The 25,163-nt window shown below is 53.5% G+C and carries 24 protein-coding genes and 1 pseudogene; 5 read left to right on the plus strand and 20 right to left on the minus strand.

Annotated elements, in window-relative coordinates; translation table 11 throughout:
• Nucleotide 1: 1 nt before the first annotated feature.
• The 15 genes from OVA10_RS22730 to OVA10_RS22800 form a co-directional block, all read right to left on the minus strand.
• Nucleotides 2–2,638, minus strand: coding sequence for a type VI secretion system Vgr family protein (locus tag OVA10_RS22730; protein WP_268196856.1), 2,637 nt, complete (start codon nt 2,636–2,638; stop codon nt 2–4).
• Nucleotides 2,639–2,715: 77 nt separating this feature from the next.
• Nucleotides 2,716–2,925 (minus strand): hypothetical protein, encoded by a 210-nt coding sequence (locus OVA10_RS22735; protein WP_268196857.1) that lies wholly within the window; start codon nt 2,923–2,925, stop codon nt 2,716–2,718.
• A 17-nt stretch (nt 2,926–2,942) separates the two neighbouring features.
• The gene (locus OVA10_RS22740) at nt 2,943–3,359 is read right to left on the minus strand and encodes a putative T6SS immunity periplasmic lipoprotein (RefSeq protein WP_375336647.1); all 417 of its coding nucleotides are present in this window, start codon (nt 3,357–3,359) and stop codon (nt 2,943–2,945) included.
• A 44-nt stretch (nt 3,360–3,403) separates the two neighbouring features.
• Nucleotides 3,404–3,976: a type IV secretion protein Rhs gene (locus tag OVA10_RS22745; RefSeq protein WP_268196858.1), complete on the minus strand. Its 573-nt coding sequence runs from the start codon at nt 3,974–3,976 to the stop codon at nt 3,404–3,406.
• A 14-nt stretch (nt 3,977–3,990) separates the two neighbouring features.
• Nucleotides 3,991–6,639, minus strand: a complete 2,649-nt coding sequence (gene tssH / locus OVA10_RS22750; RefSeq protein WP_268196859.1) for a type VI secretion system ATPase TssH — start codon at nt 6,637–6,639, stop codon at nt 3,991–3,993.
• Between the two features lie 231 nt (nt 6,640–6,870).
• The gene (gene ltrA / locus OVA10_RS22755) at nt 6,871–8,232 is read right to left on the minus strand and encodes a group II intron reverse transcriptase/maturase (protein ID WP_268196860.1); all 1,362 of its coding nucleotides are present in this window, start codon (nt 8,230–8,232) and stop codon (nt 6,871–6,873) included.
• Between the two features lie 443 nt (nt 8,233–8,675).
• Nucleotides 8,676–9,167 carry a type VI secretion system effector Hcp gene (hcp, locus tag OVA10_RS22760; protein ID WP_024558534.1) on the minus strand — a complete coding sequence of 164 codons (492 nt, stop codon included), beginning with the start codon at nt 9,165–9,167 and terminating at the stop codon, nt 8,676–8,678.
• A 15-nt stretch (nt 9,168–9,182) separates the two neighbouring features.
• The gene (locus tag OVA10_RS22765) at nt 9,183–10,895 is read right to left on the minus strand and encodes an OmpA family protein (RefSeq protein ID WP_268196861.1); all 1,713 of its coding nucleotides are present in this window, start codon (nt 10,893–10,895) and stop codon (nt 9,183–9,185) included.
• Nucleotides 10,896–10,898: 3 nt separating this feature from the next.
• A complete protein-coding gene (gene tssL, locus OVA10_RS22770; RefSeq protein WP_268196862.1) occupies nt 10,899–11,552 on the minus strand; it encodes a type VI secretion system protein TssL, short form in 654 nt (217 codons plus the stop codon).
• On the minus strand, nt 11,549–12,886 hold the full coding sequence (gene tssK, locus OVA10_RS22775; RefSeq protein ID WP_174340227.1) for a type VI secretion system baseplate subunit TssK: 1,338 nt from the start codon (nt 12,884–12,886) through the stop codon (nt 11,549–11,551). The genes tssL and tssK overlap by 4 nt, the downstream gene beginning before the upstream one ends.
• Nucleotides 12,887–12,899: 13 nt before the next feature.
• Nucleotides 12,900–14,447 (minus strand): type VI secretion system contractile sheath large subunit, encoded by a 1,548-nt coding sequence (tssC, locus tag OVA10_RS22780; RefSeq protein WP_268196863.1) that lies wholly within the window; start codon nt 14,445–14,447, stop codon nt 12,900–12,902.
• A 34-nt stretch (nt 14,448–14,481) separates the two neighbouring features.
• Nucleotides 14,482–14,973 carry a type VI secretion system contractile sheath small subunit gene (tssB, locus tag OVA10_RS22785; RefSeq protein ID WP_050862708.1) on the minus strand — a complete coding sequence of 164 codons (492 nt, stop codon included), beginning with the start codon at nt 14,971–14,973 and terminating at the stop codon, nt 14,482–14,484.
• A gap of 267 nt (nt 14,974–15,240) precedes the next feature.
• Entirely contained in the window at nt 15,241–15,873 is a 633-nt protein-coding gene (locus OVA10_RS22790) for a PAS and helix-turn-helix domain-containing protein (RefSeq protein WP_050862711.1), read from the minus strand.
• 187 nt (nt 15,874–16,060) lie between these two features.
• Nucleotides 16,061–16,372, minus strand: coding sequence for a putative quinol monooxygenase (locus tag OVA10_RS22795; RefSeq protein WP_268196864.1), 312 nt, complete (start codon nt 16,370–16,372; stop codon nt 16,061–16,063).
• Nucleotides 16,373–16,389: 17 nt separating this feature from the next.
• Nucleotides 16,390–17,136 carry an SDR family NAD(P)-dependent oxidoreductase gene (locus OVA10_RS22800; protein ID WP_268196865.1) on the minus strand — a complete coding sequence of 249 codons (747 nt, stop codon included), beginning with the start codon at nt 17,134–17,136 and terminating at the stop codon, nt 16,390–16,392.
• Between the two features lie 510 nt (nt 17,137–17,646).
• Between OVA10_RS22800 and OVA10_RS22805 the strand changes: the two genes are divergently transcribed.
• The 5 genes from OVA10_RS22805 to OVA10_RS22825 all read left to right on the plus strand — a co-directional run bounded on the left by OVA10_RS22805 (nt 17,647) and on the right by OVA10_RS22825 (nt 20,571).
• Complete coding sequence (locus OVA10_RS22805) at nt 17,647–17,868, plus strand: ANR family transcriptional regulator (RefSeq protein WP_268196866.1); 222 nt, start codon at nt 17,647–17,649, stop codon at nt 17,866–17,868.
• Nucleotides 17,861–18,103 (plus strand): TraR/DksA C4-type zinc finger protein, encoded by a 243-nt coding sequence (locus OVA10_RS22810; RefSeq protein ID WP_268196867.1) that lies wholly within the window; start codon nt 17,861–17,863, stop codon nt 18,101–18,103. The genes OVA10_RS22805 and OVA10_RS22810 overlap by 8 nt, the downstream gene beginning before the upstream one ends.
• 608 nt (nt 18,104–18,711) lie before the next feature.
• Nucleotides 18,712–19,940 (plus strand): IS3-like element ISEc36 family transposase gene (locus OVA10_RS22815; protein ID WP_172686953.1). Its coding sequence is split into 2 segments (ribosomal slippage): nt 18,712–19,027 and nt 19,027–19,940, totalling 1,230 coding nucleotides; the frame shifts between segments, so codons are not numbered across the junction.
• Between the two features lie 198 nt (nt 19,941–20,138).
• Nucleotides 20,139–20,381, plus strand: coding sequence for a YfaZ family outer membrane protein (locus OVA10_RS22820; RefSeq protein ID WP_268196923.1), 243 nt, complete (start codon nt 20,139–20,141; stop codon nt 20,379–20,381).
• Nucleotides 20,341–20,571, plus strand: a complete 231-nt coding sequence (locus OVA10_RS22825; RefSeq protein ID WP_268196868.1) for a YfaZ family outer membrane protein — start codon at nt 20,341–20,343, stop codon at nt 20,569–20,571. Before OVA10_RS22820 ends, OVA10_RS22825 begins: the two co-directional genes overlap by 41 nt.
• Nucleotides 20,572–20,627: 56 nt before the next feature.
• On the opposite strand, the gene OVA10_RS22830 is transcribed toward OVA10_RS22825, so the two are convergent.
• The 5 genes and pseudogenes from OVA10_RS22830 to OVA10_RS22850 form a co-directional block, all read right to left on the minus strand.
• A complete protein-coding gene (locus tag OVA10_RS22830) occupies nt 20,628–21,287 on the minus strand; it encodes an OmpA family lipoprotein (protein WP_268196869.1) in 660 nt (219 codons plus the stop codon).
• A gap of 971 nt (nt 21,288–22,258) precedes the next feature.
• Nucleotides 22,259–23,371: an IS256 family transposase gene (locus tag OVA10_RS22835; protein WP_268196924.1), complete on the minus strand. Its 1,113-nt coding sequence runs from the start codon at nt 23,369–23,371 to the stop codon at nt 22,259–22,261.
• A 170-nt stretch (nt 23,372–23,541) separates the two neighbouring features.
• Nucleotides 23,542–23,993, minus strand: a pseudogene (locus tag OVA10_RS22840) (transposase); the annotation flags it as partial.
• 320 nt (nt 23,994–24,313) lie between these two features.
• Nucleotides 24,314–24,853, minus strand: coding sequence for a putative zinc ribbon protein (locus OVA10_RS22845; protein WP_268196870.1), 540 nt, complete (start codon nt 24,851–24,853; stop codon nt 24,314–24,316).
• Nucleotides 24,735–25,139, minus strand: a complete 405-nt coding sequence (locus OVA10_RS22850) for a putative zinc ribbon protein (protein ID WP_268196925.1) — start codon at nt 25,137–25,139, stop codon at nt 24,735–24,737. Before OVA10_RS22850 ends, OVA10_RS22845 begins: the two co-directional genes overlap by 119 nt.
• Nucleotides 25,140–25,163: the final 24 nt, after the last annotated feature.

A 25,163-nucleotide genomic window follows, 5' to 3' on the forward strand; every position in this document is an offset into this window, starting at 1 on the left:
ATCACGCACTTTTATTTCCCTCACAATCACTGCATTGACAACCATCATCCTGGAATGACATATCTGAAAATGATGAACAATGTACTCTATCCACAATATTCTCACTATCGTACCAATAATCATTTTGAATCATTTCAAGTTCAAAAGGCTCATTCGGGTTTGATGAGTAAACTGGGACTGTTTCACCGTTCTCGTCTGTTTTACCAAATAATTTCTGCCCATTACTTGATGTCAACATGTATGCCGCAGCTGCAACTGGAATACCTGCATCAGACGATGCCGTAAATTTCCCACTATATCCAGACGGAAACTGGGGCATAACACTACTCATGCTTACACTGCCCATTTTCTGCGCATTGGCACATTTCCACAGGATATTACCTTCACAGCCCAGAATAATATTCTTACCCTGAAGCTGGATGAACGACCCATCCAGATTTTTCAGCACGACATCTTTCGCCGCCGTGATTTCAACTCGCCCTTCCGTGCTGGTTACGGTCACATCCTTTTTGGCTATCGCATCAAGCGCATCGTCCTGAGCCTGGATTTCTACTTTTCCCTTAGCCGCAAAGAGTTTCATCCCGGCCTTACGGGCCAGCATACTCACGGCTTCACCCGCTGCCACGGTAAAGCGCTTAAGTGCACTGATGTCAGTGTTTTGTTGTGACATAATCCCGACGCTGGCGCTTCCCGAGGCCATACGCACTGCCTGCGGACTGGTAATGCTTACCCCTTCAGGTGCATTTAACACCATCCCTGGCTGCGCGAGATCTTTGAGGGCATCAGTCAACTTCACCTGGCTCTGAATATCAGCGGGTAGCGCCTGCGCAGTTTCAGCTGCGTCTGACATGCTTCGGGCAATACTCAGTGCATTCTCCAGTTGGGCAATCGCCTCCTGCATGGAAAGCATCTTGTCCCCGGCAAACGGCTGTTTATCTGCTGTGATAAACACCCCGGCACCACCCCGGATAGAAACATGTCGGTCAGTACGCAGCTCAGCACCTTCACCGCGTGGTTCGCGGGAAGCATTGACGTTGTGGCCTAAATTGAGTTGGGTTTTGCCACCATACTCCGTGCTGAGCTTAACGTGCTCTTCGCCGCGTTTATCCTCCATCCGCAGTTTATTCAGACCCGCGGTCCTGACCACATTGCGCGTGCTGTTGGCCTCAGTAACGTGGTCAACGTGGCGGGAGTCGTGCATAGCATGGGCAATATACGGACGATCAGGATCGCCTTCGTGGAATGCAATGGCGACTTCAGTGCCCTGTATCAGCGGGAAGTGGAAGCCGTATTTGTCCCCCCCGTAAGGCTTGGCAAAGCGCACCGGCATACTTTCCATGCCCTGGCGCTTATCATCGCGGTCGGCATCGAACTTCACCCGGTACATGCCCGATGCATCCTGCCAGGCGTAGATGTCGTTATCCTTGGCGCTGGTCACACGCGCCATCAGCGTGCCGCTGACCACCGGGCGTTTTTTCGCGGCTGGACGCCAGCAACGGTTCTCGTAATACGGCATCCCTTCCCACATCACGATCAGGGCATCTTTACGGCTGGCGATATAGCCCGTGCGGGTAATGATAATACCGTTGTCCGTTTCTGATGGCAGTGTCGGTGTTACCACACTTTCACTGATGGTCAACACCTGGGCCGGAGAAAGCAGCGCATCATTAGCGCAGCCGCTTATAGTCGTCTGTCCTGACAGAAAACGCTCGTGTTCAAGGCGAGCCCAGAAGTTGCCGGTTTCTGCTGAAGGTGTGATTTTGTCGCCACGTTCAAGATGACGCGGCAGGTAGTGATAGACCTCACCATAGGTAACACCGTCACCGTCGCCCCGGGTCATGTCCGCCGGTACAGAGGCCAGGACATTCTGGGCTTCACGGTGATTGTAATCACTGGCGGTAACATTACGCTCAACCACGTTCTGTCGGACGTTAACCCCCCATACCGAATCCGCTGCATTGTCACTCATTCCCGATGGACTGCTGAGCGGCAGAGACTTACCGAACGTCCATGCGCTCTGCTTGTCTGCGAAATGTACCACTTCAGTCTGGGTGTCAGGTTGCAGAGTGAAGAAGTAGAAAATCCCCACTTCAGCCAGCAAACGCTCAATGAACGCAAGGTCATTTTCCTTGTACTGGTTAATCTGCTCACGCTTCGGATAGTCGGCTTTGAGAGTGAACTCATACTCCCAGCCTTTCAGGCCATGCTCCTGCAATACTTCGGCGACGACTTCAGGTACCGATTTATTGACAAAAAACCGGTGGGTGCGGAATTGCTTGCGCAGCAAAGACAGGAACGGCTCAATAATAATCTGGTACGTCGCCTGGTCACGTGAGCCACTGATACGCTTAAAATGCGTCACCACACCATGCACCACTTTCTGCCCGGTCAGCCCCATCAGAGGCCCGGTTCCCATGGTCAGCGTGGCAGGTTTGGTCAACAGTTGTGCTGAACTGATATTCTGATCGCTGCTGGTAAAGATGATGTCGTAGTGGTAAAGCTCACTCATGAACTCCTTACCGTTAAACTCTTCCACATCCAGTGAAGCTGTGCAGGACGGAATATCCAGACGGTAGCGGTTCAGCCCGCCTTCTGTTAGCGCAGACAGGGTGTTCTTAAGCGTATCTGTCAGACTCATGATTTTGACTCCATGGGATAACCTGCAGTCCATGACTTTCTTGCCGACGGGCAAGTAACAGGTTTAATCAGGGGTACTCAGCGAGTACGAAAAAGCGTGATTACGGCTCCAGCCCCGAGGGCGCAGGCGAGAGTTTTCATCAGCAAAGCGGTCATTTCAAAATTATTCATGCCGTATTCGCCGTCGCCGCTAATGGGGATAAAGCGCTTAACGAATGTGTAAGAACACGTATCCGGAAGAAACAGCACTCCCGCCACCACTAAAGTTAAAAAGATAAAAACCTTCATGGCGTTCTACCGGGGCACTATTCAGAAACGTCAATAGAGCCATAAGACCTTGAAATTTCGCGGTCGGTCAAAGGAAAGTTATATACCTGGGTATCATTAACGCCTATTCCGACAACAAAATTCCGGGGTTCATCTTTGTTGTTTGCTGAATGAAGCACGAATTCAACAATGTATTTATTACCATCCATGAAATGGTAGTAAGACGGTGGAATGCACAATGCACCATCAACAATCTTAAGATCTGGTGAGAAGTTGAATTCTTTCTCTTTAGGCGGCGTACCCCGAAGATTGATACCCATGTCTGCAGGCTGATAATCTCGCGCATCATTAATACTCATGCAAACGTCATTACCTTTTCTGCTCACCAGCGCAGTTTCATCCAGACTCATTCTGTCGCCAGGGCCCGGGCAACCAGTCAGGGCTACCGACGACATGCCTAATGCAACGATAAAGATAATTTTTCGAAAATGGTTCACACTCACCACGGAAAACCTCTCAGAGAATTTTTATACCCTTCACGTATTGCCGCCTCAGAAATGTCGCCATCAAGCGTAATGTCGGGGTACTTTTTATTTTCAAGGTGCCACCAGATTTCATAACCAAATGTCTGCAAAACAAAATTATCGGCAATAATCTGTGCCTGCTGCTCCATCGGATAGTCACTCAGCAGGCGACCATCAAGCGTATAGCGATAACTGACAAACCAGCTCACCAGACCTCGTCCAATAACATTCATCCCTTTTTCACGCTGCCAGACATGGCTCATTTCGTGAATAAACATATGCTGAAGCGAATACAGCGATTGTGAAAAATCATCCCGGTACTGATTGATGAAGTAGATTTCACCATTAGGCGTCATTGCCGTATTCGCATCCTGCGCATTAAACGGCAGATAGCTGCCATGATGAATTTTCACCTTCTCGTAATCGATCCGGTTACCGAATACCGTTCTGGCTAAGGCGACTTCCCCGGTGGTCAGTTTTCTGACGGAATCGTCGTCCCGCTTTTTGACGTCCTTCTTTTTATTCTTGCTGGCATCATGAATGGTCATTCCCTGCCTCCGGATTAGCGTTCAGCCGCGCCTGAAAATTCAAGCCCAATCCCTTCATCATCATTCCAGCCGAGCGTCAGAGAGTGTGGTTTCTGCTTCGCCGCCATATGGGTCAGCAGCTGCTGACTCAGCACCGGCAGAATCTGCTGATTGAGCAGACTGTCAACGTTACGCGCACCGGTATCCGGCAGCAGGCAGGCAGAAGTGAGAGCGTCATACAGGCTCTCATCTATCTGCGTGGTCAGGCCGTAGTGACGGTTCAGTCGCTTGCTGACCTGTGCGAGTTTCATCTCAACGATGGTGCGCATAGCCGCTTCCGCAAGAGGACGGTAAATCACCGTCTGGAAGCGGGCCAGCAGCGCCGGCTGGAAGTGGTCGCGCAATATCGGACGCAGCAGTTCATGCAGATCGCCTTCGGTGGCCTCCGGCTGTTCGTCAAGCAGTTGCATCAGGTGGTCGCTACCAAGATTCGAGGTCATCAGGATAACCGTGTTACGGAAGTCGATTTCGCGCCCTTCGCCGTCGCGCATAAAGCCGCGGTCGAATACCTGATAGAACAGGTTCATGACGTCACGGTGTGCTTTTTCCACCTCATCGAGCAGCACCACGCTGTACGGGCGCTTGCGAACCGCTTCGGTGAGAATGCCGCCCTGACCGTATCCCACGTAGCCCGGAGGGGAGCCTTTCAGCTGCGAGACCGTGTGCGGCTCCTGGTACTCGGACAGGTTGATGGTGATGAGGGATTTCTCACCGCCGTACAGCACGTCTGCCAGCGCCAGCGCAGTTTCAGTCTTACCGGTGCCGCTCGGACCAACCAGCAGGAACACGCCCTGCGGACCGTTCCCGGACGTAAGCCCGGTTTTCGCCGAACGCAGACGCTGAGCGATAGCGTTAAGGGAGGCATCCTGCCCGACCACACGTTTACCGATTTCATTTTCCAGGGTCAGCAGTTCGGTCTGCTCGTCTTTCATCAGTGAAGCGATCGGCACGCCCGTCCAGTCGGCGATGACCTCTGCGACCGTACGGGTATCAACATCCACCTGTATCAGCACGTCGTTCTCCTGCAGCAGCGAGAGCTGGTGGCGGAGGTCTGCGATGTCCGAATGACGACTGATATCCTGACGACAGACGTTAAGCTCCACGGCGGTCAGCTGCTGCTGTTCAAATTCGCGCGCCAGATGCTGCAGCCGGTCTTCCAGCATCGTGCGCTGCAGGGCAATCACGCTCAGGCGGTCGCCCTGCCGGAGGCTGCCCGCCACGATATCGTCCAGCAGGGCCTGCTCTTCACATTCCAGCGCCGTGAGCTGCGTCTTCAGGCTTACAATGGCTTCCGGCACCGTATCCATACTCATTCGGACCCGTGCTGCCGCCGTGTCCAGCAGGTCAACGGCCTTGTCCGGCAGCTGTCGCCCCGTCAGATAGCGGCGGGACAGTGTCACCGCAGCACGCACCGCATCGTCGGTAATATGTACGCCGTGGTGTTCAGCATAGCGGGATTTGAGACCGCGAAGCATCAGGCAGGCTGTGTCGTCATCCGGCTCGTCGACTTTCACCATCTGGAAGCGACGCTCCAGGGCAGCATCGCGCTCAAAATACTGTTTGTATTCAGACCATGTGGTGGCCGCGATGGTGCGCAGTTCCCCACGCGCCAGGGCCGGTTTCAGCAGATTGGCCGCATCTGCGCCACCTGCCTGGTTGCCCGCGCCAATGATGGTGTGAGCTTCATCAATAAACAGCAAAATCGGGGCCGGTGACTGCTGCACGGCGTCGATGACGTTTTTGAGACGCTGTTCGAATTCACCTTTCACGCCAGCGCCCGCCTGCAGCAAACCAAGGTCAAGGGTGCGCAGGATGACCGGCTTGAGCGATTCCGGGACGTTGCCCTCGGCGATACGCAACGCCAGACCTTCAACCAGTGCGGTTTTGCCGACACCCGGTTCGCCGACCAGAATCGGGTTATTTTTACGGCGGCGTGAGAGAATATCGACCATCTGGCGGATCTCAGTGTCGCGCCCGAATACCGGGTCGATTTTGCCCTCTTTCGCTTTGGCGGTAACATCGAGGGTGAATTTATCCAGCGCGTTCTGCAGCGCCGGGTTTAGTTCGCCTTCTTTCAGCTCTGCACCGACCGGGCGGCCCACAAACTCCACGTCACTGCCATGCTCCTGGGCCAGTTCAGCCTCAAACTGCAGCTCCGGGCGTTCATCAGATTGTGCATCCAGCAGCGGACGCAGGCGGGAGAGCTGGCTCATCCCGAGCGTCAGCAGTGGCCACAGACCGTCGCAGTGAGCAAGTCGTGGATTTTCCGTCAGCGCCATCAGCAGGTGTACACTACGGATACTTTCCTCTCCGGCTAGTGAGGCCTGCATCCAGGCTTCCTGCATCAGTTTCTGAATATCTGCGGACAGCTGCGGGCGGCGGCGTACCGAACGCGGTTGATTGTCCAGCCAGCCGAGCAAATCCTGCCACAGTGCATCCATATCCCACTCGTAGCGGCGTGCCAGTACGGTCAGGTCACCTTCCCCCTGCTCGAGCAGCTTCAGCAGCCAGTGCTCCGGCAAAATTTCCGCATGGGCACGGGTCTGGCAGAGCGAAGCCGCCCCTTCCATCGCACGGGCACAGTAAGGGTTCAGACGTCGCAACAGGATGGCTGGATTTTCCATGAATCTCTCTCTTTGTCGGTTCCTGGACACGCTACCGCCCATCGCTGTTTCCCGTGAAGGGGACCAAAGCGCATACGGTCAGGCTGGCAGTTTGTGGTTTTCTTTGCTGAAAGCCCGTTTCACACAGGCACTCAGATCGGGATAGGGGCAGTCCTCACGGACCGCCTCCTCCCACACCACCGTACGTACGGGTCCGTATACGGCGGTTCAGTTATGTTGATCGTCACCTACCTACATATCAGGCAGGCCCATATCTCGGAAAAATTTATTGGGCATCGCTATACACAGAGGTTGAGACTGGCTTATTGCCCATTGCTTTTGCCGACCACCTGCGGTCATTGCTGCAAGGTCATGATTTACACCTCTCTCTCGAAGTTGATCGTAACGGTTTCGGCATGTTTTCCATTGTTTCCACACCAGACTACGTAACCTTCTCCTGAGCCATTTACCCAACAGTCTTGCTGTAGATACATTCTCGTTGAGAGCGTAATAGTTCAGCCATCCTGTCAGATACTGGCGAAGAGCACTGATCACTCGTTCGAGTTTCCAACCCCTGTTTCTACCTGTCAGTTCTCTTATTCGATTTTTAAATCGTTTAAGCGATTCTTTGGCTACGACACACCGTATTTTTCCGTTGTAACGCCGGAAGCTGTACCCCAGAAATTTGCGGTCATAAGGCGGTGATACCGCGCTTTTCTGCTCATTTACTTTCAGTCTCAGCTTACTATCCAGCCAACGGGTGATGCCTTCTTTAACCCTCTTTCCGGCCCTCTCGCTTCTGACGTAGATGTTGCAGTCATCGGCGTAGCGAACATATTTCAGTCCTCGCTTTTCCAGTTCACGGTCCAGCTCATCCAGTAATACATTCGACAGGAGCGGGGACAGCGGGCCTCCTTGCGGAGTACCTTCTGTCTGGGGTCTGACGACTCCCGCTTCCATCACTCCTGAGTTCAGGAAAGCGCGTATCACCTTCAGTACCCGTTTGTCCGTTAACCGCCTTGCTATCCGGTTCATCAGAACATCGTGGTTCACACGGTCGAAAAACTTTTCAAGATCGAGATCCACCACCCAGTGGTGTCCCTCTTCCACGTAACTTTTCGCCCTATTCACGGCCTGATGTGCAGATCGCCCAGGACGGAACCCGTAACTGTTGTCGCTGAACGTTGGATCCCAGAGGCTTTGCAGTACCTGCAACACTGCCTGCTGGAAAAAACGATCAACTACCGTCGGAATACCCAACTGTCGGGAACCTCCCGTCGGTTTAGGGATTTCCACCTTGCGCACCGGCTGTGGTTGATAAGTGCCTACCAGCAAACTGGTGCGTAATTCCCCCCAGTGCAGCTTCAGGTATTCGGGAAGTTCGTGTACGTTCATCCCATCAATACCTGCGGCCCCTTTATTGGCTTTAACCCTTTTCAGAGCCTGCTTCAGGTTCTCAGGACTGAGAATGACTTCCATCAGATTGTCACCTGACGACGGGCTTTCTTCCTCCGGGTGTGCCAGACCGGCTTCAGCCCCGGGCAGGCGTATGACCCGGGCTTCACCCGGTCTCCGCCTGACAGGGTCGCATTGCGTTTTCTGCTGCATGGCCATTCTGAACCTCCGGTGATACTCACCACTCATAACTGTTCAGGCCTTCAGGTCTCCCCTACTATGCCTTCTGCTGACTTCTGGATGCCGATCGATGCCTCTTGCGAGGCATCCAGTCCCGGGGACGGGACGACATACAGATCTCCCGGGGTAAGCCCGACAGCCTTCGTTACACACCTGCCTGATCTACCTACACACCCCTTGATGGTTATGGCTTTTCGCGACCTTTGGCTCGCTCATCCGAATGCATAGGCCTTATCAGATTCCTGTTCGTCAGGTCATAACTTTGCTCCACACTTCCTTCAGACCCCGCCTCACGACGACGCCCTTGCGCTTCACTAGTCCTTCGCCACCATCAGGCTGGACAGGGGACTCTCACCCCCAAGCTGTCGGGCATGCCCGGCACACCAAAAAACTGCGGACAGGAAAACCTGCCCGCATCAGGATTACGCCGTGGCGCGTTCGTTCCAGGAATCGGAATGAATGATGTTGCCGTCTTTGTAGGTCCAGGTGATTTTTTCGTAACGCAGTTCAATGCGCTCAAGGTGGTTGTGCTTCTCTTTAGAAGGATCCTTGATGTCATACATTTCAGGATTCACTTTAACGACCTTCACGTTTTCCAGTTTGGTGTTGAAGTACTCCACTTCCTGGCCCGCGTCGTTGATTTTGTACCACTTGAATTCCGCAGACTTGAGGGTCTGACCGGTAGTCACAGCCTTGTAGAGGTAAGGGCTGGAGGAGTCGATTTCCTTCGTGAACAGGAACGGGGTGTGGATACGGGTACCGGTCAGTTTGCCGGTGTTGTTATCGGTCGGGATGTACAGGTTATGTTCCTGAGCGACCACTTCGATGCTGCCTTCACGATCCTGAACGTCCACAGAACCTTTAATGTCCGCGCCGCCGTCGTCTTTCAGCCACAGATAAACAGGAATTGCCATGGTTTACTTCTCCATTTATTGAGTTGATGCGTCACTTTCATCCGGTGACGCTGGTTTGCCCGGCACCTGACAGGCGTCAGCCTGCGGCACAAGGCTTATCTCTACACGCCGGTTGGCTGCGCGGCCTTCCGCCGTGTCATTGGTGGCGACCGGTCGGCTTGCGCCATAGCCCTGCACCGCAAAACAGCTTTCCGGCACGTCACCGGTGTCACGCATCCAGTTGCGCACCGATTCAGCACGCTTCAGGGACAACGGCTGGTTGATCTGCTGGCTGCCGGTGTTGTCGGTGTGACCCGCCACCACAATCAGCCAGCCCGGTCGGGCTTTAATCCCCACCAGGGAGTTCACCAGCACTTTGGTCGACCCCACCTTCAGATCCGCTTTTCCGGAATCGAACAGCGACATGCTGTCGAGGCGAACGGTTTTCGGTCCCTGAATAATCTTTTTGATAACCGGAGGCGGAGGCGGGGGCGGAGCCCAGTCATTCACGGCCGCTTCTACCGGCGGGATCAGACGCAGTCCCTGATACAACCCTAACCGGTAGCGAACAGGCTCCCCTCGTCGCTGCCAGTCATCCAGCAGCGCCCCGTCAGCACGCAGACGCTGCTGCGCCCGGAGCTTGGGGGCAACGGGCTGACCGTCCAGATGGTGATAGAGAGCAAGGTGATCACCGACATTGCGGATCAGACGCTGGTTATTCACCCAGGACGCCAGCATCGCCAGTGCCAGGAAAATCCCGCCCAGTAATCCGGCATAGCGCCAGAACACCATTCTGCGGCTGACACCACGTCGGCGCGGTAACGCCGGCATCAGCAGTTCAGGCAGCGGCAGTGGCTCTGTCGTCACAACGGCATCCGGTGGCAGCGCCGTCACGGCGGTGATGTGCTGTTGCCAGAGATTGCCCGCGATACCGCTCACCGGCACCATGCACATACCCTGCACGCAGGGCTTCATCACCGGCAGTTCACCCTGTCGTACCGACAGCAGGTCATTCACCGCGCCGCTCTGCCAGGCAAGCAGACTGTCCAGCCACAGGCCCTGGCTCAGACGCGAAAGACGCCCATCTGAACCGGTCTCCCGGGTCCACTCCGTCAGTGACACATTGCCCTGACCAGGCTGATACACCTGAATACCGCTTCGCTGGCTTACCGTGGTAAACCAGACGGGCTCTGCCTCCGCGCAGGCCACAGGAGGTGATACCCAGGTCACGGTCCACATCGGGGGGATAGTGCCAAATGTCGCACGGCACTGGACGACAGCACGCTGCCAGCCTCGCAGGGACTGGGTAAAATCATCGCCGGAGGTGTGCTGTTCAGGCACCACCGCCAGCATGACGGAGGTTTGCGACACCAGTGCCGGGCGCACCAGACTCAGGTGCTGTGCCAGGAATGGCAGCTGTTCCGCATCCTTCACCCACAGATACCAGCCCTGCCGGGTTTCCCGGTGACGGGAACCGGACACAAACAGCGGGGCGTTATCGCCACAGACGAGGATAACCGCCCCCTGAAAATCTTCCGGCGGCAGGTTTTCATCCACAATTTCCCGTACAGCGGTCGCCCGCGCCTGCGAAGCCCGACGCTGACGCCACAACATCACCCCGGACACCAGAACAACCAGCAGGCTGAGTGCCACGCGGCTACCCGTGGACAGTGGCCAGAATCCCAGAATGAGCCACAGCGCCAGCACGGCACCCAGGGCAGTTAACAGACTTCGGTATGCATCCCGCATCGCTTACACCGGCCTGACGGTCTGGCTTACCAGCTCGGTAAGCGAAGACGAAAGGAAGAACCACAGAGCCACCAGGGCGACAGCGGCCACAACCCAGGTCAGCCAGTACCAGCGACGACCGCTGCGCAGGCGTGATGCCCGGGCAACGATGGGGGCGTCCTGTGCCAGCGTAAAGGCCGGCACCCGCTCACCTAACGCCCGCACCACATCTTCGCGTCGTTCATCGTCTTCGGCCCGGTATTGACCAACAAAGCCCAGTTGCAAAGTGCGGTACATGCAGGTCAGCACCGCGATGTCTGGTGCTGTTTCTTTAAGCAGGTTGCGAATACGTTCCCACAGCTCTTCACCGGCATTGAGGGTGCCAAAGAAGTGGGCCTGTAACGGATCGCGACGCCAGGTCAGGTAACCATCATCGGTGGTTCCGCGATTCATCACGCTCTCATCAAGCAGGGCACACAGCGCATAGACCATGTGATCACGGCTGATGTCGCTGTAGCCCGCCTCCGTGAGCGCCCCTTTTGCCTCCTGCACCAGACGACAGGCCCGGCGGTAAAGCCCCTCCCCGTCCCGGACTTCCTGACCACCCCGCAGCTGGCTGGCCATCAACCAGCCCGGGTAGAAAATACGTTCAATCTGACTGAGTTCGGATTTATTCATGAGCGCAGCACCGCAAAGAGTTCAAGATTCACATCTCCCAGTGAACGCGGGGTATAGAAGGTGCAGCTTCCCGCTTCCAGCATCGCCCGCGCTGCCTCACTACTCAGATCCAGCGAGAAATACTGGTTCTCAAGACGCAACGGGACAGCGGCCGGAACATGCGTCAGCGGTTTGATAACCATCCCGCTCAGGGCCACATTCACCACATCGGACACATCATCCAGGCTGCCCGCTTTACACAGCTGCGGGAATTTCGTCTGAAGTTCATGGTTCGGCATCGAGGAACGAACGGAGAGGTAGAAATCAGCCCCTTCACGCAGGCGAGCATCGTGCAGGGCACCTTTCCAGATCTGATCCTGGTGCTCCAGGTGAATATTCACCACCCGTGACGGCAGGCTCGCTTCCAGCAGCTTATCGAGCAGTGCCAGCAACGGCGGGAATACCCGTTCCGGTGCATCGTGCTGATAGGCAGGAATATCGTCGGCGTCATGCTCCAGTGAGAAGGTCAGCAGGCTGCCGGCAAGACGGGTCAGTTCGCGGTACAGCAGCTCCGGGTGACGTTCAGGCGTCTGAAGCAGTTCCGTCAGCACCGGTCCGACGCTGTTAAGGGCATTCAGCAGCCAGAACAGGGAGACATCCGCGACCGCAAAGTCGGCCATCCGCTCATTGCTTTCACGGCGCATGGACATCAGGCGACGACGGCGGGCCTGCAGACGGACCAGCAGGTCGCCCAGTTCGGTGGCAAGCCACGGGCTTGCAGCAACGGACAGCATCGGCGGGATAAAGGCCGGGTCACGGCTCCACTGCCCCTGCGCATTCCGCACCAGACGAGCCACCGGACAGGTCAGGTATGCCGTGTTTTCCTGGGTGGACAGACGCAGCGTGATGGCATTGCGCAGGATCGCCAGCTCACCGTTTTCATGCCCGGCCAGCTCCTGCACCACCACGCGCTCAGCTTTCCAGCGACGGGGGCGTTCGCTCTCCTGCCCGTTATCGAGGTTGCCACCACTGGCACTCAGCAGCGGTAGTGCGGCAACCACCTCAACAGCTTCAAAGCCGTTTGCGACGGACAAATCACAGACCGGCGGAATATTATCCGCCAGATCCGTATCAACAATTGTGCCGTCCTGAAAACGTACGACCAGACGGGTAGAGTTCAGGCGCGAGAGCACCAGTGCAGCATCATCAAATTCTGCCGCCACCACGCCCCAGGGATGAGAAATACCCATCCGGGCGACCATGTCGGCAACGTACTCATTCCAGCGAACCTGCTGCTGGAACTGTTGCGGGGCCAGAGCGGCCCCATCCTCCCAAAGCGGACGATAAATTTTCATCCCTGCTCCTGGCTTATGCTTTTGCTTTCGGCATCTGGGATACCAGCGACAGGCTGACGTCCATACCTTCCACCTGGAAGTGCGGTACGGCGTAGAGCTTCACGCGGAAGAAGCCCGGGTTGTCCTCGATGTCTTCCACCACCACCTTAGCATCGCGCAGCGGGTGCGAGGCCTGCAGGTCATCGCCCGGGTCGGTCATCTCGGTCACCAGACCTTTCACCCAGGTGTTGAGCTCAAGCTCCAGCAGACGGCGGTCCTTGGTGGTACCGATATTTTCACGCTGAATCAGCTTCAGGTAGTGAGCGATACGCGACAGCAGGAAGATATACGGCAGACGGGCGTTGATGCGGCTGTTGGCGGTCGCATCAGCCGTGTCGTACAGGGCCGGCTTCTGGGTGGAGTTAGCGCTGAAGAAACAGGCGTAATCGCGGTTCTTGTAGTAACTCAGCGGGATGAAGCCCAGGTTCGCAAACTCAAACTCGCGGGTTTCCGGTATCATCACCTCTGACGGGATTTTCACCTGGCTGCCGGTGCCGAGGTCATACAGGTGGATGGGCAGGTCCTGAACGGCACCACCGGCCTGAGGGCCGCGGATTTGTACGCACCAGCCGTTGTTAATGAAGCTCTTCACCATGTTGGCGGCAAAGGCAAACGAGGCGTTGGTCCACAGATACTTCTCGTGGTCAGGCCCTTTGACGTCCTCAACGTAGTTGAAGCTGCGCACCGGCACGGTATCAGGGCCGTACGGTAAACGTCCCAGCACGCGCGGCATCACCAGGCCGATATAGCGGGCATCGTCGGTTTCACGGAAGGATTTCCACTTGATATATTCCGCCCGGTCAAAGTAGTTACCGATATCCTTGATGGCCGCCACCTCTTCCATCGAATCCTTGAGGAAGAATTTAGGGCCGGCCGAGCCGATAAACGGCATGTGCGCGGCAGCAGCGACCTTCGAGATGTTGCGCAGCAGGGCAACGTCCTGCGCGGAGGCATCAAACTCGTACGCGGAAATCAGGGCCGCAACAGGCTCTCCACCCGGAGAATCGTACTCTGAAACGTACGTGTGCTGGTAGAGCCCGCTCTGGATAATCTCCGGCGCGTCCTCAAAATCCTGGCGCAGGTAGTCTTTGGACATATCCAGCAGCTCAACCTTCACGTTCTGGCGAAAATCGGTTTTATCCACCAGGGACTGCACGCCCCGCCACAGGCTTTCAACGGCCTGGAAGTCCGGGTGGTGCATCACCGCATCCAGCTGGCGGCTAATCTGGTAGTCCAGCTCCGCAATATGGTGGTCGATGAGGTTGCGGTCGAGCTTCTCCACCTTTGAGCCCGCTTTCGTCAGGCACTCCAGAAACACCTGCATGCCGGCCGTCAGACGTTCATTCGCGGTCGCCTCCGACATCGCCTGCGCGTCCTGCCAGATGTCCAGCGCGCTGAGCTCAGAAACCGGGTTCAGGCTGATTTTTTCAAACAGGGAGGCATACACCCCGCCGGCGGAAGGACGGTCCAGGACAACGGTTTCGCCACCGGTGTTCAATTCATTCTGTACAGACATGAGCATCTTCTCTTTGTTAATCCGTTACGTGCTGCGGGCGTTATGGCTGTTTCGGGGCAAGGGCGGAGAGTTCACCGCGCAGTTCAGCGCTCAGTGACGGGTCGAGGAGGATTTTTTCCAGCTCCCGGCGAAAGGCGGTGTTGTCCATCAGGTTGGCCTTCAGGTCGCGGAGCAGGCTGCGCATGGCAAGCATGGCTTTCAGCTGTGGAATTTGACGGGCGACCTGTTCCGGTTCAAAATCCTTCATGTCGCGAAAGGCGAGCGTAATCGCATCTTCGCTGCCGTCGCCGGCCAGGGTATTTTCCACCGCCATGCTGACTGACGGCGAGAATTCCGCCAGCACGCTGTTCATGTTATTTTTATTAATGTTGACCTTCTGGCGTTCAGAAAGGGGACGCTGTTCGGCACCGTTGCTGAAATCACCGGCAACCAGCAGCTTCAGGGGAAGTTCAACCTTCTTTTTAGCTGTTCCCGTATGCAGATCGAGCTTTATGTTGACCCGGGACTTCGGTATTTCTGACTGATAGCTCATTGTCTGTCCTCCGTTTGTTTTTTTATTTACCTTGTTTCAGTCAGACTCCTGAAAAGGGCTGAACTGAAAATACATCAGCCAGAAATACGCCATTCGCGCAAACCTGTGACTCATGTTTTTGACAGGGACACCGCCTGTCCTGATGCAGGTTTATCCTTCCCCCTTCGTACAGAGCGGTATTAATCTGGAACCCGCAGAGCCCCTTCCCTGACTTACGGGTATTTAACTTCGTTTTTTAATTCAGGCATACTAGAAAAATTACAGGTTTCAGAATTTAATTGAGAAAGGGATAATGTCCTGATAGCCTCGCTGGTAAGCAAGGATCACCAGCTCTGTCGTATTATCCGCCCCAAACTTTTTCTTAAGGTTTGCCAGATGAAAGTCAACAGACTTTAAAGAAATGCCCGTACTTTCAGAGATAGCTGCTCGTTTTAACCCCTTGAGAAGAAAATACATCACTTTTGACTCGATGGCTGTCAGGTTATATTTCTCACCATAGTTACAAACTTTAATACTTTCTGATTTGCCTGCAAGATTGAAGAAGTTTATGTTTTGCGTAATTTCCACTGCGGTGGCTATGGTTCCTGCCGGTTTACCCGCCGCATCATAAATAACTTTCTTGGTTGTCATCAGATTAACCGGTGTCGTACCGTTCAGAGGCTCAACAACCGAATAATTATCGCCTCTCAGTATGTCTTTTTCATGATTTACATAAATACTTGCATTATCAGCCCAGGGCATATCAAAATCATTTAGGCCGACCAGAGAGTCGAATCTTTTCCCCGCAAGACGGGAAAAAACAGCATTCGATGCAATAAAACGGTGTTTTAAATCCTTTACAAGGATGATACCGCAATCAATCGTTATCAATGGATCTGAAAGGAACTTTTCAATCGTCATGCCTGACATCACAGTTAATCATTCAAAATCAAGCGAAGTTATCAATATCGCAGGCCAGGATATCAGACTGACCTACTTAACGGCCCAGGGTTACTGGGTTGCAATAAAATACACGGGCGAGTGCGAAATATTCACAGGCGTAACCCGGGAAGACGTGATGGAAAATATCCTTAAAGGTCTTAAATGCTTAAACTAATATGCAATAGAGGCGAACATCTGATTTCTCAACAAGTACGGCTGCTGTATTTTCAAAAAATTCAACAACGTAGGGCATTCTGCAGTGAAGATCAAAATCCGCCCTTGATTTCCATTTTTCAATCAGACAGACATCCCATGTTGTGCCATCAGCGCCTGAATACTCGATTTCCCGCGTCAGTTCATAGCCCATACAGCCTTCTTCAGACAGGGTATCCGGGATGAGTTTACGCAGACTGTCTGCAAGCTCATCGGCCATCCCGTTCTTCGCCAGAAACCTTGCCACACAGTGAATCTGCTTCATTTTCCTTAATTCCTTTTTTATCGGGCCGTATAGCCGCCATCAACCGGAAGTAATGCGCCGGTGATAAACGATGAAGCTTCACTCATTAAAAAATCAATAAAATATGCGACATCCTCAGGGGTACCTATTCTGCCTAATGGCTGCGCCTGAGCTTCATCCCTGTGAACCTGCTCAGGATCCAGTCCATTTTTTAAGGCATAACGCTGGACAGCATTTCGATAGAGGGGCGTGTCTATCGTCCCGGGACATACCGCATTACAGCGAATACCAGACTGTGCATAATCCAGAGCAACAGTCCTTGCCATTGAGGCTATTGCTGCCTTTGATGAATTGTAAGCAAAGCTGTCTGGCTTGCCGATAATAGCCTGATCGGAGGATACAATGACGATGCTGCCTTTCCGTTTTTCTTTCATAAAAGGGATCACAGACCTTAACAGGAAGTAGGTGCCTTTGGCGTTGACATCCATAATTCTGTTAAAATCATCTTCTGTCGTTTGCTCTATATTTGCAGAAAAATGCACACCAGCGCTTACCACTAATGCATCAATTCTGCTCTCCCGTGCAAAGACGGAACTGACAGCCTCGTCCACGTCATTACGATTTGTTACATCACATTTGACAAATATTCCGCAAGACTCTGGCGGTTCAGCTTCTGGCGCGAATAAATCAAAATTGTAAACACGATAGCCACGTGACAGGGCAAGGAGCGCGGTTGCTTTACCTATACCGCTGGAGCCACCGGTTACAATACAAATCTCAGACATGACGTCCCTTTCAGTTAAATTATATCAACAGACATAAAAATATATCTTTCACTACCAGCAATAATCAGTTGCGCTGATTGCATCTGAATGGCAGATGCCTTGCATAAGCTGAAAAAGGGATGGTGTTACAGCTTTCACAGCCCGACACAAAGATGCTTTTGATTTGGATTTTCACTCGCTCTCGCCGTAACACCATCAGGTTAAGTTTGCACAATTTATAATGCGATGTAAATGGATGCCAGCCAAAAATAACCCGCCCCTTCAATGTTTAAAATTACACAAAAAAACACCCCAGACTATTTTAAAAAAGAAAACATGTTTATTTTGATATAAAAATAAGATCTAAAAAACACTTGCATTACCCGGAGAATAAAATAATGGTTAATGCTGCATTTATTATTCTCAGCCAATTAACCAGAGTTTCGGGTACAGACTTAATCCCGGCTCTACTATCACGGCCCCCGACAGTGAAAGGGCAAAGGATCGCAGGCACAGGACAAGGAACCAGCAATGAAACCATACAGTGAATTCAGCTGCCTGGCAGAACAGGCGGTCAATGCGGAACGAGAAGGTAATTATCACGATGCCGCGCTGTTCTGGCAGGATGCATCAACGGCAGCGCGGTTCAGGGTTAATCTGGAGTGGGCGCAGGCACGTAAGGCATACTGCGAACAGCGTTGTGTTCGCGGCTCAGCACCTCAAAAAACCGGGGGAGAATACCGTCATGGCTGATATTGCAGATGAGGCGCAGGGCGCAGAAGAACAGCTCATCGCACAGGGCTTAACCTCCATTCGCGCGCAGCTTGCATCTTCTGGCACTGAAGAGTGCCGGCTTTGCGGTGTCAGCATACCCGAACGCCGTCGCCAGCTGCTTCCCGGCGTCAGTACCTGCGTGGAATGCCAGGAGCGCAGGGAGTTTTATCAGAAAGTCGGCTCCGTCCGTGTTTTTGATAACGAAGCAGACTGACCTCTACGCGAACTAATCCGAACGGATGCCCTCACACGGCTTAAGGGAAAATTGCCTGACGCTTCTTTGCGCGTCCTTTCAGCCTCCCGGAGCAGTGGCGCTCTTTATGCTTTACGGTGCGGCATGGGTTATGCTCTGGACTCCCGACTCAACATTTACCCGCCCTTCGTGAAGGGCATACAACGCTCACTGTGCTGATTAAAGTCTGTATTGCCGTGCATAGTGCTATGGGGTTGCTTAATTTTACGCTGTAGTACTTCTGGCAGCGCTCGGGCTGATCTTCTGCTCAAACCCTTTGCCCACCTTCGACAAGTAAGCCCCGCCTTCCCGTCGACATTGCGAGAAGAAGACAGCACCAGTAAAAAGTTCGATAAACTTCGCACGCCGGCAAAACGGTAAAAAAACAGAAATAAAATAGTATTGAACATGCAATATGTTACCTGCTGCAGGCTGTGAGTGATTAGCCTCAGGAGTAGCTACAGGTGCACCTGAAAATTAAATACGGGGGCGATACCTATAGACTGGCCCCATGAATCTCCAGACAGTTGGTATCACTTAAGTTAGTGATAGTCTTAATACTAGTTTTTAGACTAGTCGTTGGAGTTCGGATGATTGATGTTTTAGGTCCAGAGAAGCGCAGACGGCGAAGTGTTCAGGAAAAAATCGCCATTGTTCAGCAGAGTTTTGAGCCCGGAATGACCGTGTCGCTTGTCGCCCGTCAGCATGGCGTTGCTGCCAGTCAGCTGTTCCTGTGGCGTAAGCAGTATCAGGAAGGCAGCCTCACAGCCGTTGCCGCAGGAGAACAGGTTGTGCCCGCATCGGAGCTGGCATCTGCGATGAAGCAAATTAAAGAGCTGCAGCGCCTGTTGGGCAAGAAAACCATGGAAAACGAGCTGCTAAAAGAAGCCGTTGAATATGGCCGACAAAAAAAGTGGATAGCGCACGTGCCCTTGTTGCCGGAGGATGGCGAATAAGCCTTGTCAGTCGTTGCCTCCGTGTCTCACGTGCGCAACTGCATGCCATGGCCCGTCGGTCGAAGGACTGGCAGGATCGTCGGTGCAAGCGCAAGCCTGATGATACCGACGCGCTGGCCCGTATCCATACCGTTATCGGCGATCTGCCCACCTATGGTTATCGTCGGGTGTGGGCACTGCTGCGCAGACAATCAGAAACTGACGACATGGCGGTGATCAATGCCAAACGCGTATACCGCATCATGCGTCAGAATGCGCTGCTGCTTGAGCGTAAACCGGAAATACCGCCATCGAAGCGGGCGCATACAGGGAAAGTGGCCGTTGGAGAAAGTAACCAGCGGTGGTGCTCTGACGGCTTCGAGTTCAGCTGTGATAACGGTGAAAAACTGCGGGTCACGTTCGCGCTGGACTGTTGCGATCGCGAGGCACTTCACTGGGCGGCCAGTACTGGTGGATATGACAGTGAAACCGTGCAGGACGTCATGCTGGGTGCCGTGGAGCGTCGCTTCGGTAACAGCCTGCCGACATCCCCCGTTGAGTGGCTGACAGACAACGGTTCAGCCTACCGTTCTTATCAGACGCGTCAGTTCGCCAGAATGGTAGGACTGGAGCCTAAACATACGGCGGTACGTAGCCCGGAAAGCAACGGGATGGCAGAGAGCTTCGTCAAAACGATGAAGCGCGATTACATCAGCATCATGCCGAAACCAGACGGGTTAACAGCGGTAAAGAACCTCGCGGAGGCCTTCGAACATTACAACGAATGGCATCCGCATAGTGCACTGGGGTATCGTTCGCCACGGGAATATCTGCGGCGGCGAACCAGTAATGGGTTAAGTGATAAAAAGTGTATGGAAATATAGGGGCCAAACCAACCTAAACCTCGTTTAACAGAGTTATCAAAGGGTGGAAACGGAGGTTGTGCACACCCGACAAACACGATCACACAGAAACAATTATCTGTCTCTTGTTTCTGTAGCGTCATTATAAAAACCGCACGCTCACAAAGAAACGGAACTTTTTTCATGAAGAAAATGTAGTTGGTCATGACCTTAATGGTAATGGGTGGCGCTACCGGCGCACACGCCCTGAGTATTCAAAGTCAGGCGGGAGAACATTACACTGACGTCAGTGCAGGTCTGGGCACCGAGTCCACCGATTTATACTCAGCTCTCAACTGGGCATATAATGACAACGACGGAGATGTTAAGGGGCTGGCGATAGGCCTCATTATCCCGTCAGGTACGATAAATATTTCAGGCGGTGGAAAAGTGCTCTATCTCTCTCCCCAAAAATGCGGATGATGGCTTTGCTGTGGCGGTGGGTCGCAAACTGGAATGGCCACTCACTGAGAAATTTAGCCTGTATGGTTCAGGGTATTATTCTCCTGATTCGCTCTCTGGTGGCGTGAATGACTATCGCGAGGCCGAAGGTGGCGTTCGCTGGCGTATGACAGGATCGTCGCAAATGGTGTGTATCTGGGAGCTGGTGTAAGCTTCTGATTGAGAAAAGACGGGCGTCGGATATAACGCCCGTCATTAATAAATAAATCAAAGCGGGCTGAGCGTAATTTCGACCCTGCGATTTTGTGCTTTACCTTCTTCCGTACCGTTCGATGCAACCGGATTATCTGGCCCCACACCACGGGTACGCACGCGTGTGCCATTAATTCCCTGAATAATCAGCGCACTCCCGACACTCTCTGCCCGCTGTTGGGACAGCACCATGTTCTTGTCTCGCGTCCCCGTACTGTCAGTGTGCCCGACAATGTTTACCGCCGTTTTATCGTACTCTTTGAGCACCATCGCAACGCCGCTTAAGGTGTTGGCACCCGCAGGTTTTAATGTACTGCTGCCCGTATCAAAGGTAACGTTATTGGGCATATTCAACACGATACTGTCGCCCTGACGGGTCACACTAACCCCGGTACCTCTCATTTTATCGCGCAGCTTCGCTTCCTGCACGTCCATATAGTGCCCAATTCCGCCGCCGAGAGCAGCACCTGCCGCGGCGCCAATCAACGCACCTTTACCCCGGTCTTTTTTCGAGGAAGAGAGCATACCGATCCCGGCACCAAGCGCTGCCCCTGTCGCTGCACCTATACCCGATTTAGCCGCCTGTGACTCTCCAGTGTAAGGATTCGTGGTGCAGGCAGAAAGAAGAAAAAGGGTGGAGAATCCCACTGCGATACGTTTCAGAGATGTTGCCATGCTGTTTCCGCTAGTTTTTAAGTATTTCACCGAGCAATGCATCTGCTGGAAGGTCACAGGACAGACTGTTAATAACGGAACGTGCCTTCGGTTACAGCTCATAACAAAGCCCGGTATTCAATAAGATTTTTATAAAAAAGTGAATGCTAAGTATTTTCAGCTAAGCGACAATATTCTCAGACGCAACCGGGATGGCCCTACGGCGTCCACCGCCTGACTCAAAGATGCTCTCATTTTCACTCGCCGTAACGCCATTTCGGTTGAGCCGGGGTAAACTACAATATCTGGCAAAAAGCCAGTTTGCAAAAAATGCGGATTTATAAAAGGAATGACGCAACATACCGCCAACGAAAAAATAAATCATTTTGATATATAAAATTACCAGTCAAGGCAACTTGCCAGCATCCCTCAATATGAAACAATGAATCGTTTGTTGCAAATCCACACTATTCCCTGTTTGTCTGGACGTTTAGATTTACCAGCAGCCGCCCCGTGCGGCTTTTTTTATTTTTCTTATTGTATAATTTCACACAAAACGTGTGTGACTGATTATTTCTTAACGTTGACTTTTCACTGAAAGATTTATAACTCGGTATCTTGTCGTATCGCCCAGTACCATCAGCTCAGGGACGACAAGCAGAAATGCGCCGGCACCGGGCTGTAGTGAGCGCTGAACCAGGTCGAGTCTGAACAGCATGGCGTAGGTTACCCGCTGGCGTGGGGATGCCGATTCTGTCATCGGCGGAACTAAGAGGCGTCGACAGACGTCATTGCCGTAGCGCTTACATTTATATTGCTGCCAGGCAGGATTAAAAGGAAACAGAACGATGGATTTAATTGGGAAACTACGTGGTATTTTGAGACGTCAGTCGGTCAGGAGAGAATCTGAACCTTCATCAGCGCATGAACGTAACACGAAACTGGAGGGCAAATGGCTTACGAGTTATTGTCAAATCTGGTGTATGAAGCCATCAGGCAACGCTCCGATCTGATGCTTCATCGTCCACCTGTTCGCCGTCTTTGAACGGCACGTTGTTGGCCACCAGAGTCAACAGCTCAACCCCCTTAAGTCGATTCCAGCTTTTTTGCGCTGTCTGGAGCAGCTTGAATACCATTGCCAGCGTCGTTGCTTTTGAGCCGCAGTTCTTCGCCCGTTTGCTGCGTAGCCTGACTGTCGCAAACGCTGACTCGACGGGATTAGTCGTCCTTATTGACGCCCTGTGCGCCGCCGGAAAATCGTAGAAAGCGAGCAGCTCTTCGCGATCCTTCGTCAGCTTCTTCATGGCAGCCGGATATTTGTCGCCATACTTCACCAGCATCGCATCCAGCGTCGTGTCTGCTGACTCACGATTCTCTGCCAGCCAGATATCCCTCAGGTCACTTTTTATCTTCGGCTGCACCAACTTCGGCAAGGAAGCCATTACGTTAGCGGTCTTATGTACCAGACAGCGTTGGTGCCGGGTATCAGGAAACACCTTTGCCTGTGCATTCGAGAAGCCCATAGCCCCATCGCCGGTTGCCAGCTTCGGCGATGCCGTCAGCCCACGTGAGCGAAGGCCGCTCAGGAGCTCGTACCAGCTGGATTCCGACTGCCTGTAGCCATCTTCAACCGCTATCAGTTCTTTACGTCCGTGTTCAGTGACGCCGATGACAACCAGAAGGCATAGCCTGCCGTATATTGCTGTAAATGCCATCAGCCCAAAGATAGACATACCGCGTATCGCCCAGGCATGGTGCTCATCCAGCCACTGCGCTTTCAGACGACTGATGGTGCTGGCTGAGAGGCCGGAAGCGCCTTCGCTGAGTAAGACAGACAGCACTTCGTTGAAATCGCCGGTAGAAATGCCACGCAGGTACAGCCAGGGCAACAGCTCCTCAACAAATTTAGCCCGCTTCAGGTAGGGCGGTAGCAGGGGGCTGTTGAAGCGAATGCCGCTGCCACTGCGATCCCTGACCTTCGGCACTTTGATGCAGACATCGCCGATGCCGGTTTGAATACTGCGCTCGTGAGGCTCTGCGTTGATACGCTGCGTAACATCAGCTTCCATGATGCGGTTGAGCATAAACTCGGTGAGCTCACGCAGAAAATCCTCGCCGCCAAGTTACATCAGGGTGTTGCTGAATGTCATGCTGTTGTCAGCCATCGGTTGACTCCTTCTAAGATAATTGTCTGATTAACCATTACCTTACCGGATAAACCGATGGCTCTCACCATCCTTCCGAATTTACACCACGCCCTAAGACTCTACCATTTCGTGTCTGCGGCCAGATGGAGCTTGCACCATACTCTGCGCCTGCCAGCCCCCTTTAGCCTGACTTTCCATTCCTCTTCGCCGAAGACCTTCAGGCCAGTAGCATCGATAACCAGAGTCGAGATTCCCCCCCGGGCTGGCGTCTTTATGCTGATGTTGGCGCGCTTTGCACGATTGCTGACCAGAGAGTAGTCAGCGCAGCGGCAGAACCATCAGGTAAAAATCGAGTCAATGAAGCTAATGCCCGGAGCGGCAGGTTTAACACGCGCTTCATCAGAACCTGGGTGATCGCCATATCGGTGTAGTGGAGAGATCGGCTACGGCCTTCAGGCTGTGCACTGTCAGTCCATGCAGCAATAGCTGATTCATCAAGCCAGACTGTAATCGAACCATGCTGCCTGAGCGCGTTGTTGTAAGCTGACACGTTGGTGATTTTAAACTTTTGCTTTGCTATAGGGATCCGATGCGGAAGAAACTGTAGCCATAAGCTCCGCCAGGCACCTAAAAGTTCGATTGATTCACCAGTTCGCTGCCTGACTTCGGTATGCAAACGCAGAATCAATGACCGGTAATCGGCCATACTCTCGCGGTACGGCAATCCAGGCGTAACGCTGAGCGCCACCAGTTCCGGGTCATGGTCAACGGCCCGCTGCAGAAACGCACGCTGACAGCATCAGACGCCCGGATATAAGATTGATTCACAATGCAAACTCTCTCTGGATTAAATCAGGGAGGCCCCCTCTGTGGTGGTATCGCGTTCATAAGGATGGGGGACTACCTGATACTGCAGCAGTAGTTTCTCTGCCAGTTCACTTCTTCGATGCTGTAGATACCGGTCTGACACCGGTAACAGTGCTTCAGACCATGGTAATGATCCCCGCACCACGCGCAGTACCAGGACAGCGTCATTACCGTTGCATCCAGTCCGTTGAGCATATTGCGCAGCTTCCTGTGCCGGGCCTCCGCTTTCACTTCCGGGTCGAGATGAGCGCAGTTCATCAGCACATCCCGGGACACGGCCAGCGTATCGTGTTCAAACCACGCCGGGTCGCTGAAAGTGCCGGCATGCAGTACCAGACGACATCCACAGGAAGCACAGCTCCATATCTGCCCCTGTGCGCTCATTGCCTCACCGGCCGTCACAAAGTGACCTTCACGGTCATTTGCCAGATAACATTTCAGCAGGCGCATCCCCTTACCTCTGCCGTCCGGATTTCCGCTCAGAGAGCATTCTGCTGAACTCACCGGTTCGGCAGCGCAGGCAGTAGTGCTCGCCATGGTAATGGCTGTCGCAGCCACTGCAGTGCCAGTCATACTGGTAAACAAGCGGGCGGGCATGGGGTACATAATATTTAAGTTGCCGGGTAAGACAGGCCTCCTCAGGCTCTGGTCTGACATACGGACAATGCTGATCCCCGTTATCTGTCATCATGTCGGACCGGTGTTCAAACCACGGTCGCTCAGTGTTGTATTCAGGATGGTAACGCAGCGCACTGCCGCACAGATGGCAGGTGTAGCGGTCATACGGATACCGCTGTGCCGTTCGGGCTCCGGTGAGACGACCATGACCGTCAAGGGCTATGAAAGATTTGGCATACATCGTGGTTCTCCTTACCGCCATACG

Origin of the sequence: Lelliottia sp. SL45 (genome assembly GCF_026672535.1) — a bacterium.
Lineage (GTDB): Bacteria > Pseudomonadota > Gammaproteobacteria > Enterobacterales > Enterobacteriaceae > Enterobacter > Enterobacter nimipressuralis.

Bases quoted from the DNA above. Each gene is read 5' to 3' on its own strand.
- OVA10_RS22820 (WP_268196923.1), top strand. From the start codon at position 20,139: ATGGGTGGCGCTACCGGCGCACACGCCCTGAGTATTCAAAGTCAGGCG.
- hcp (WP_024558534.1), bottom strand. From the start codon at position 9,167: ATGGCAATTCCTGTTTATCTGTGGCTGAAAGACGACGGCGGCGCGGAC.
- OVA10_RS22740 (WP_375336647.1), bottom strand. From the start codon at position 3,359: ATGTCGTCGGTAGCCCTGACTGGTTGCCCGGGCCCTGGCGACAGAATG.
- OVA10_RS22795 (WP_268196864.1), bottom strand. From the start codon at position 16,372: ATGAAGCAGATTCACTGTGTGGCAAGGTTTCTGGCGAAGAACGGGATG.
- OVA10_RS22790 (WP_050862711.1), bottom strand. From the start codon at position 15,873: ATGACGATTGAAAAGTTCCTTTCAGATCCATTGATAACGATTGATTGC.
- ltrA (WP_268196860.1), bottom strand. From the start codon at position 8,232: ATGGCCATGCAGCAGAAAACGCAATGCGACCCTGTCAGGCGGAGACCG.
- OVA10_RS22845 (WP_268196870.1), bottom strand. From the start codon at position 24,853: ATGACTGGCACTGCAGTGGCTGCGACAGCCATTACCATGGCGAGCACT.
- tssL (WP_268196862.1), bottom strand. From the start codon at position 11,552: ATGAATAAATCCGAACTCAGTCAGATTGAACGTATTTTCTACCCGGGC.
- OVA10_RS22850 (WP_268196925.1), bottom strand. From the start codon at position 25,139: ATGTATGCCAAATCTTTCATAGCCCTTGACGGTCATGGTCGTCTCACC.
- tssB (WP_050862708.1), bottom strand. From the start codon at position 14,973: ATGAGCTATCAGTCAGAAATACCGAAGTCCCGGGTCAACATAAAGCTC.
- OVA10_RS22735 (WP_268196857.1), bottom strand. From the start codon at position 2,925: ATGAAGGTTTTTATCTTTTTAACTTTAGTGGTGGCGGGAGTGCTGTTT.
- OVA10_RS22765 (WP_268196861.1), bottom strand. From the start codon at position 10,895: ATGCGGGATGCATACCGAAGTCTGTTAACTGCCCTGGGTGCCGTGCTG.
- OVA10_RS22805 (WP_268196866.1), top strand. From the start codon at position 17,647: ATGAAACCATACAGTGAATTCAGCTGCCTGGCAGAACAGGCGGTCAAT.
- tssK (WP_174340227.1), bottom strand. From the start codon at position 12,886: ATGAAAATTTATCGTCCGCTTTGGGAGGATGGGGCCGCTCTGGCCCCG.
- OVA10_RS22745 (WP_268196858.1), bottom strand. From the start codon at position 3,976: ATGACCATTCATGATGCCAGCAAGAATAAAAAGAAGGACGTCAAAAAG.
- tssC (WP_268196863.1), bottom strand. From the start codon at position 14,447: ATGCTCATGTCTGTACAGAATGAATTGAACACCGGTGGCGAAACCGTT.
- OVA10_RS22810 (WP_268196867.1), top strand. From the start codon at position 17,861: ATGGCTGATATTGCAGATGAGGCGCAGGGCGCAGAAGAACAGCTCATC.
- tssH (WP_268196859.1), bottom strand. From the start codon at position 6,639: ATGGAAAATCCAGCCATCCTGTTGCGACGTCTGAACCCTTACTGTGCC.
- OVA10_RS22730 (WP_268196856.1), bottom strand. From the start codon at position 2,638: ATGAGTCTGACAGATACGCTTAAGAACACCCTGTCTGCGCTAACAGAA.
- OVA10_RS22830 (WP_268196869.1), bottom strand. From the start codon at position 21,287: ATGGCAACATCTCTGAAACGTATCGCAGTGGGATTCTCCACCCTTTTT.
- OVA10_RS22800 (WP_268196865.1), bottom strand. From the start codon at position 17,136: ATGTCTGAGATTTGTATTGTAACCGGTGGCTCCAGCGGTATAGGTAAA.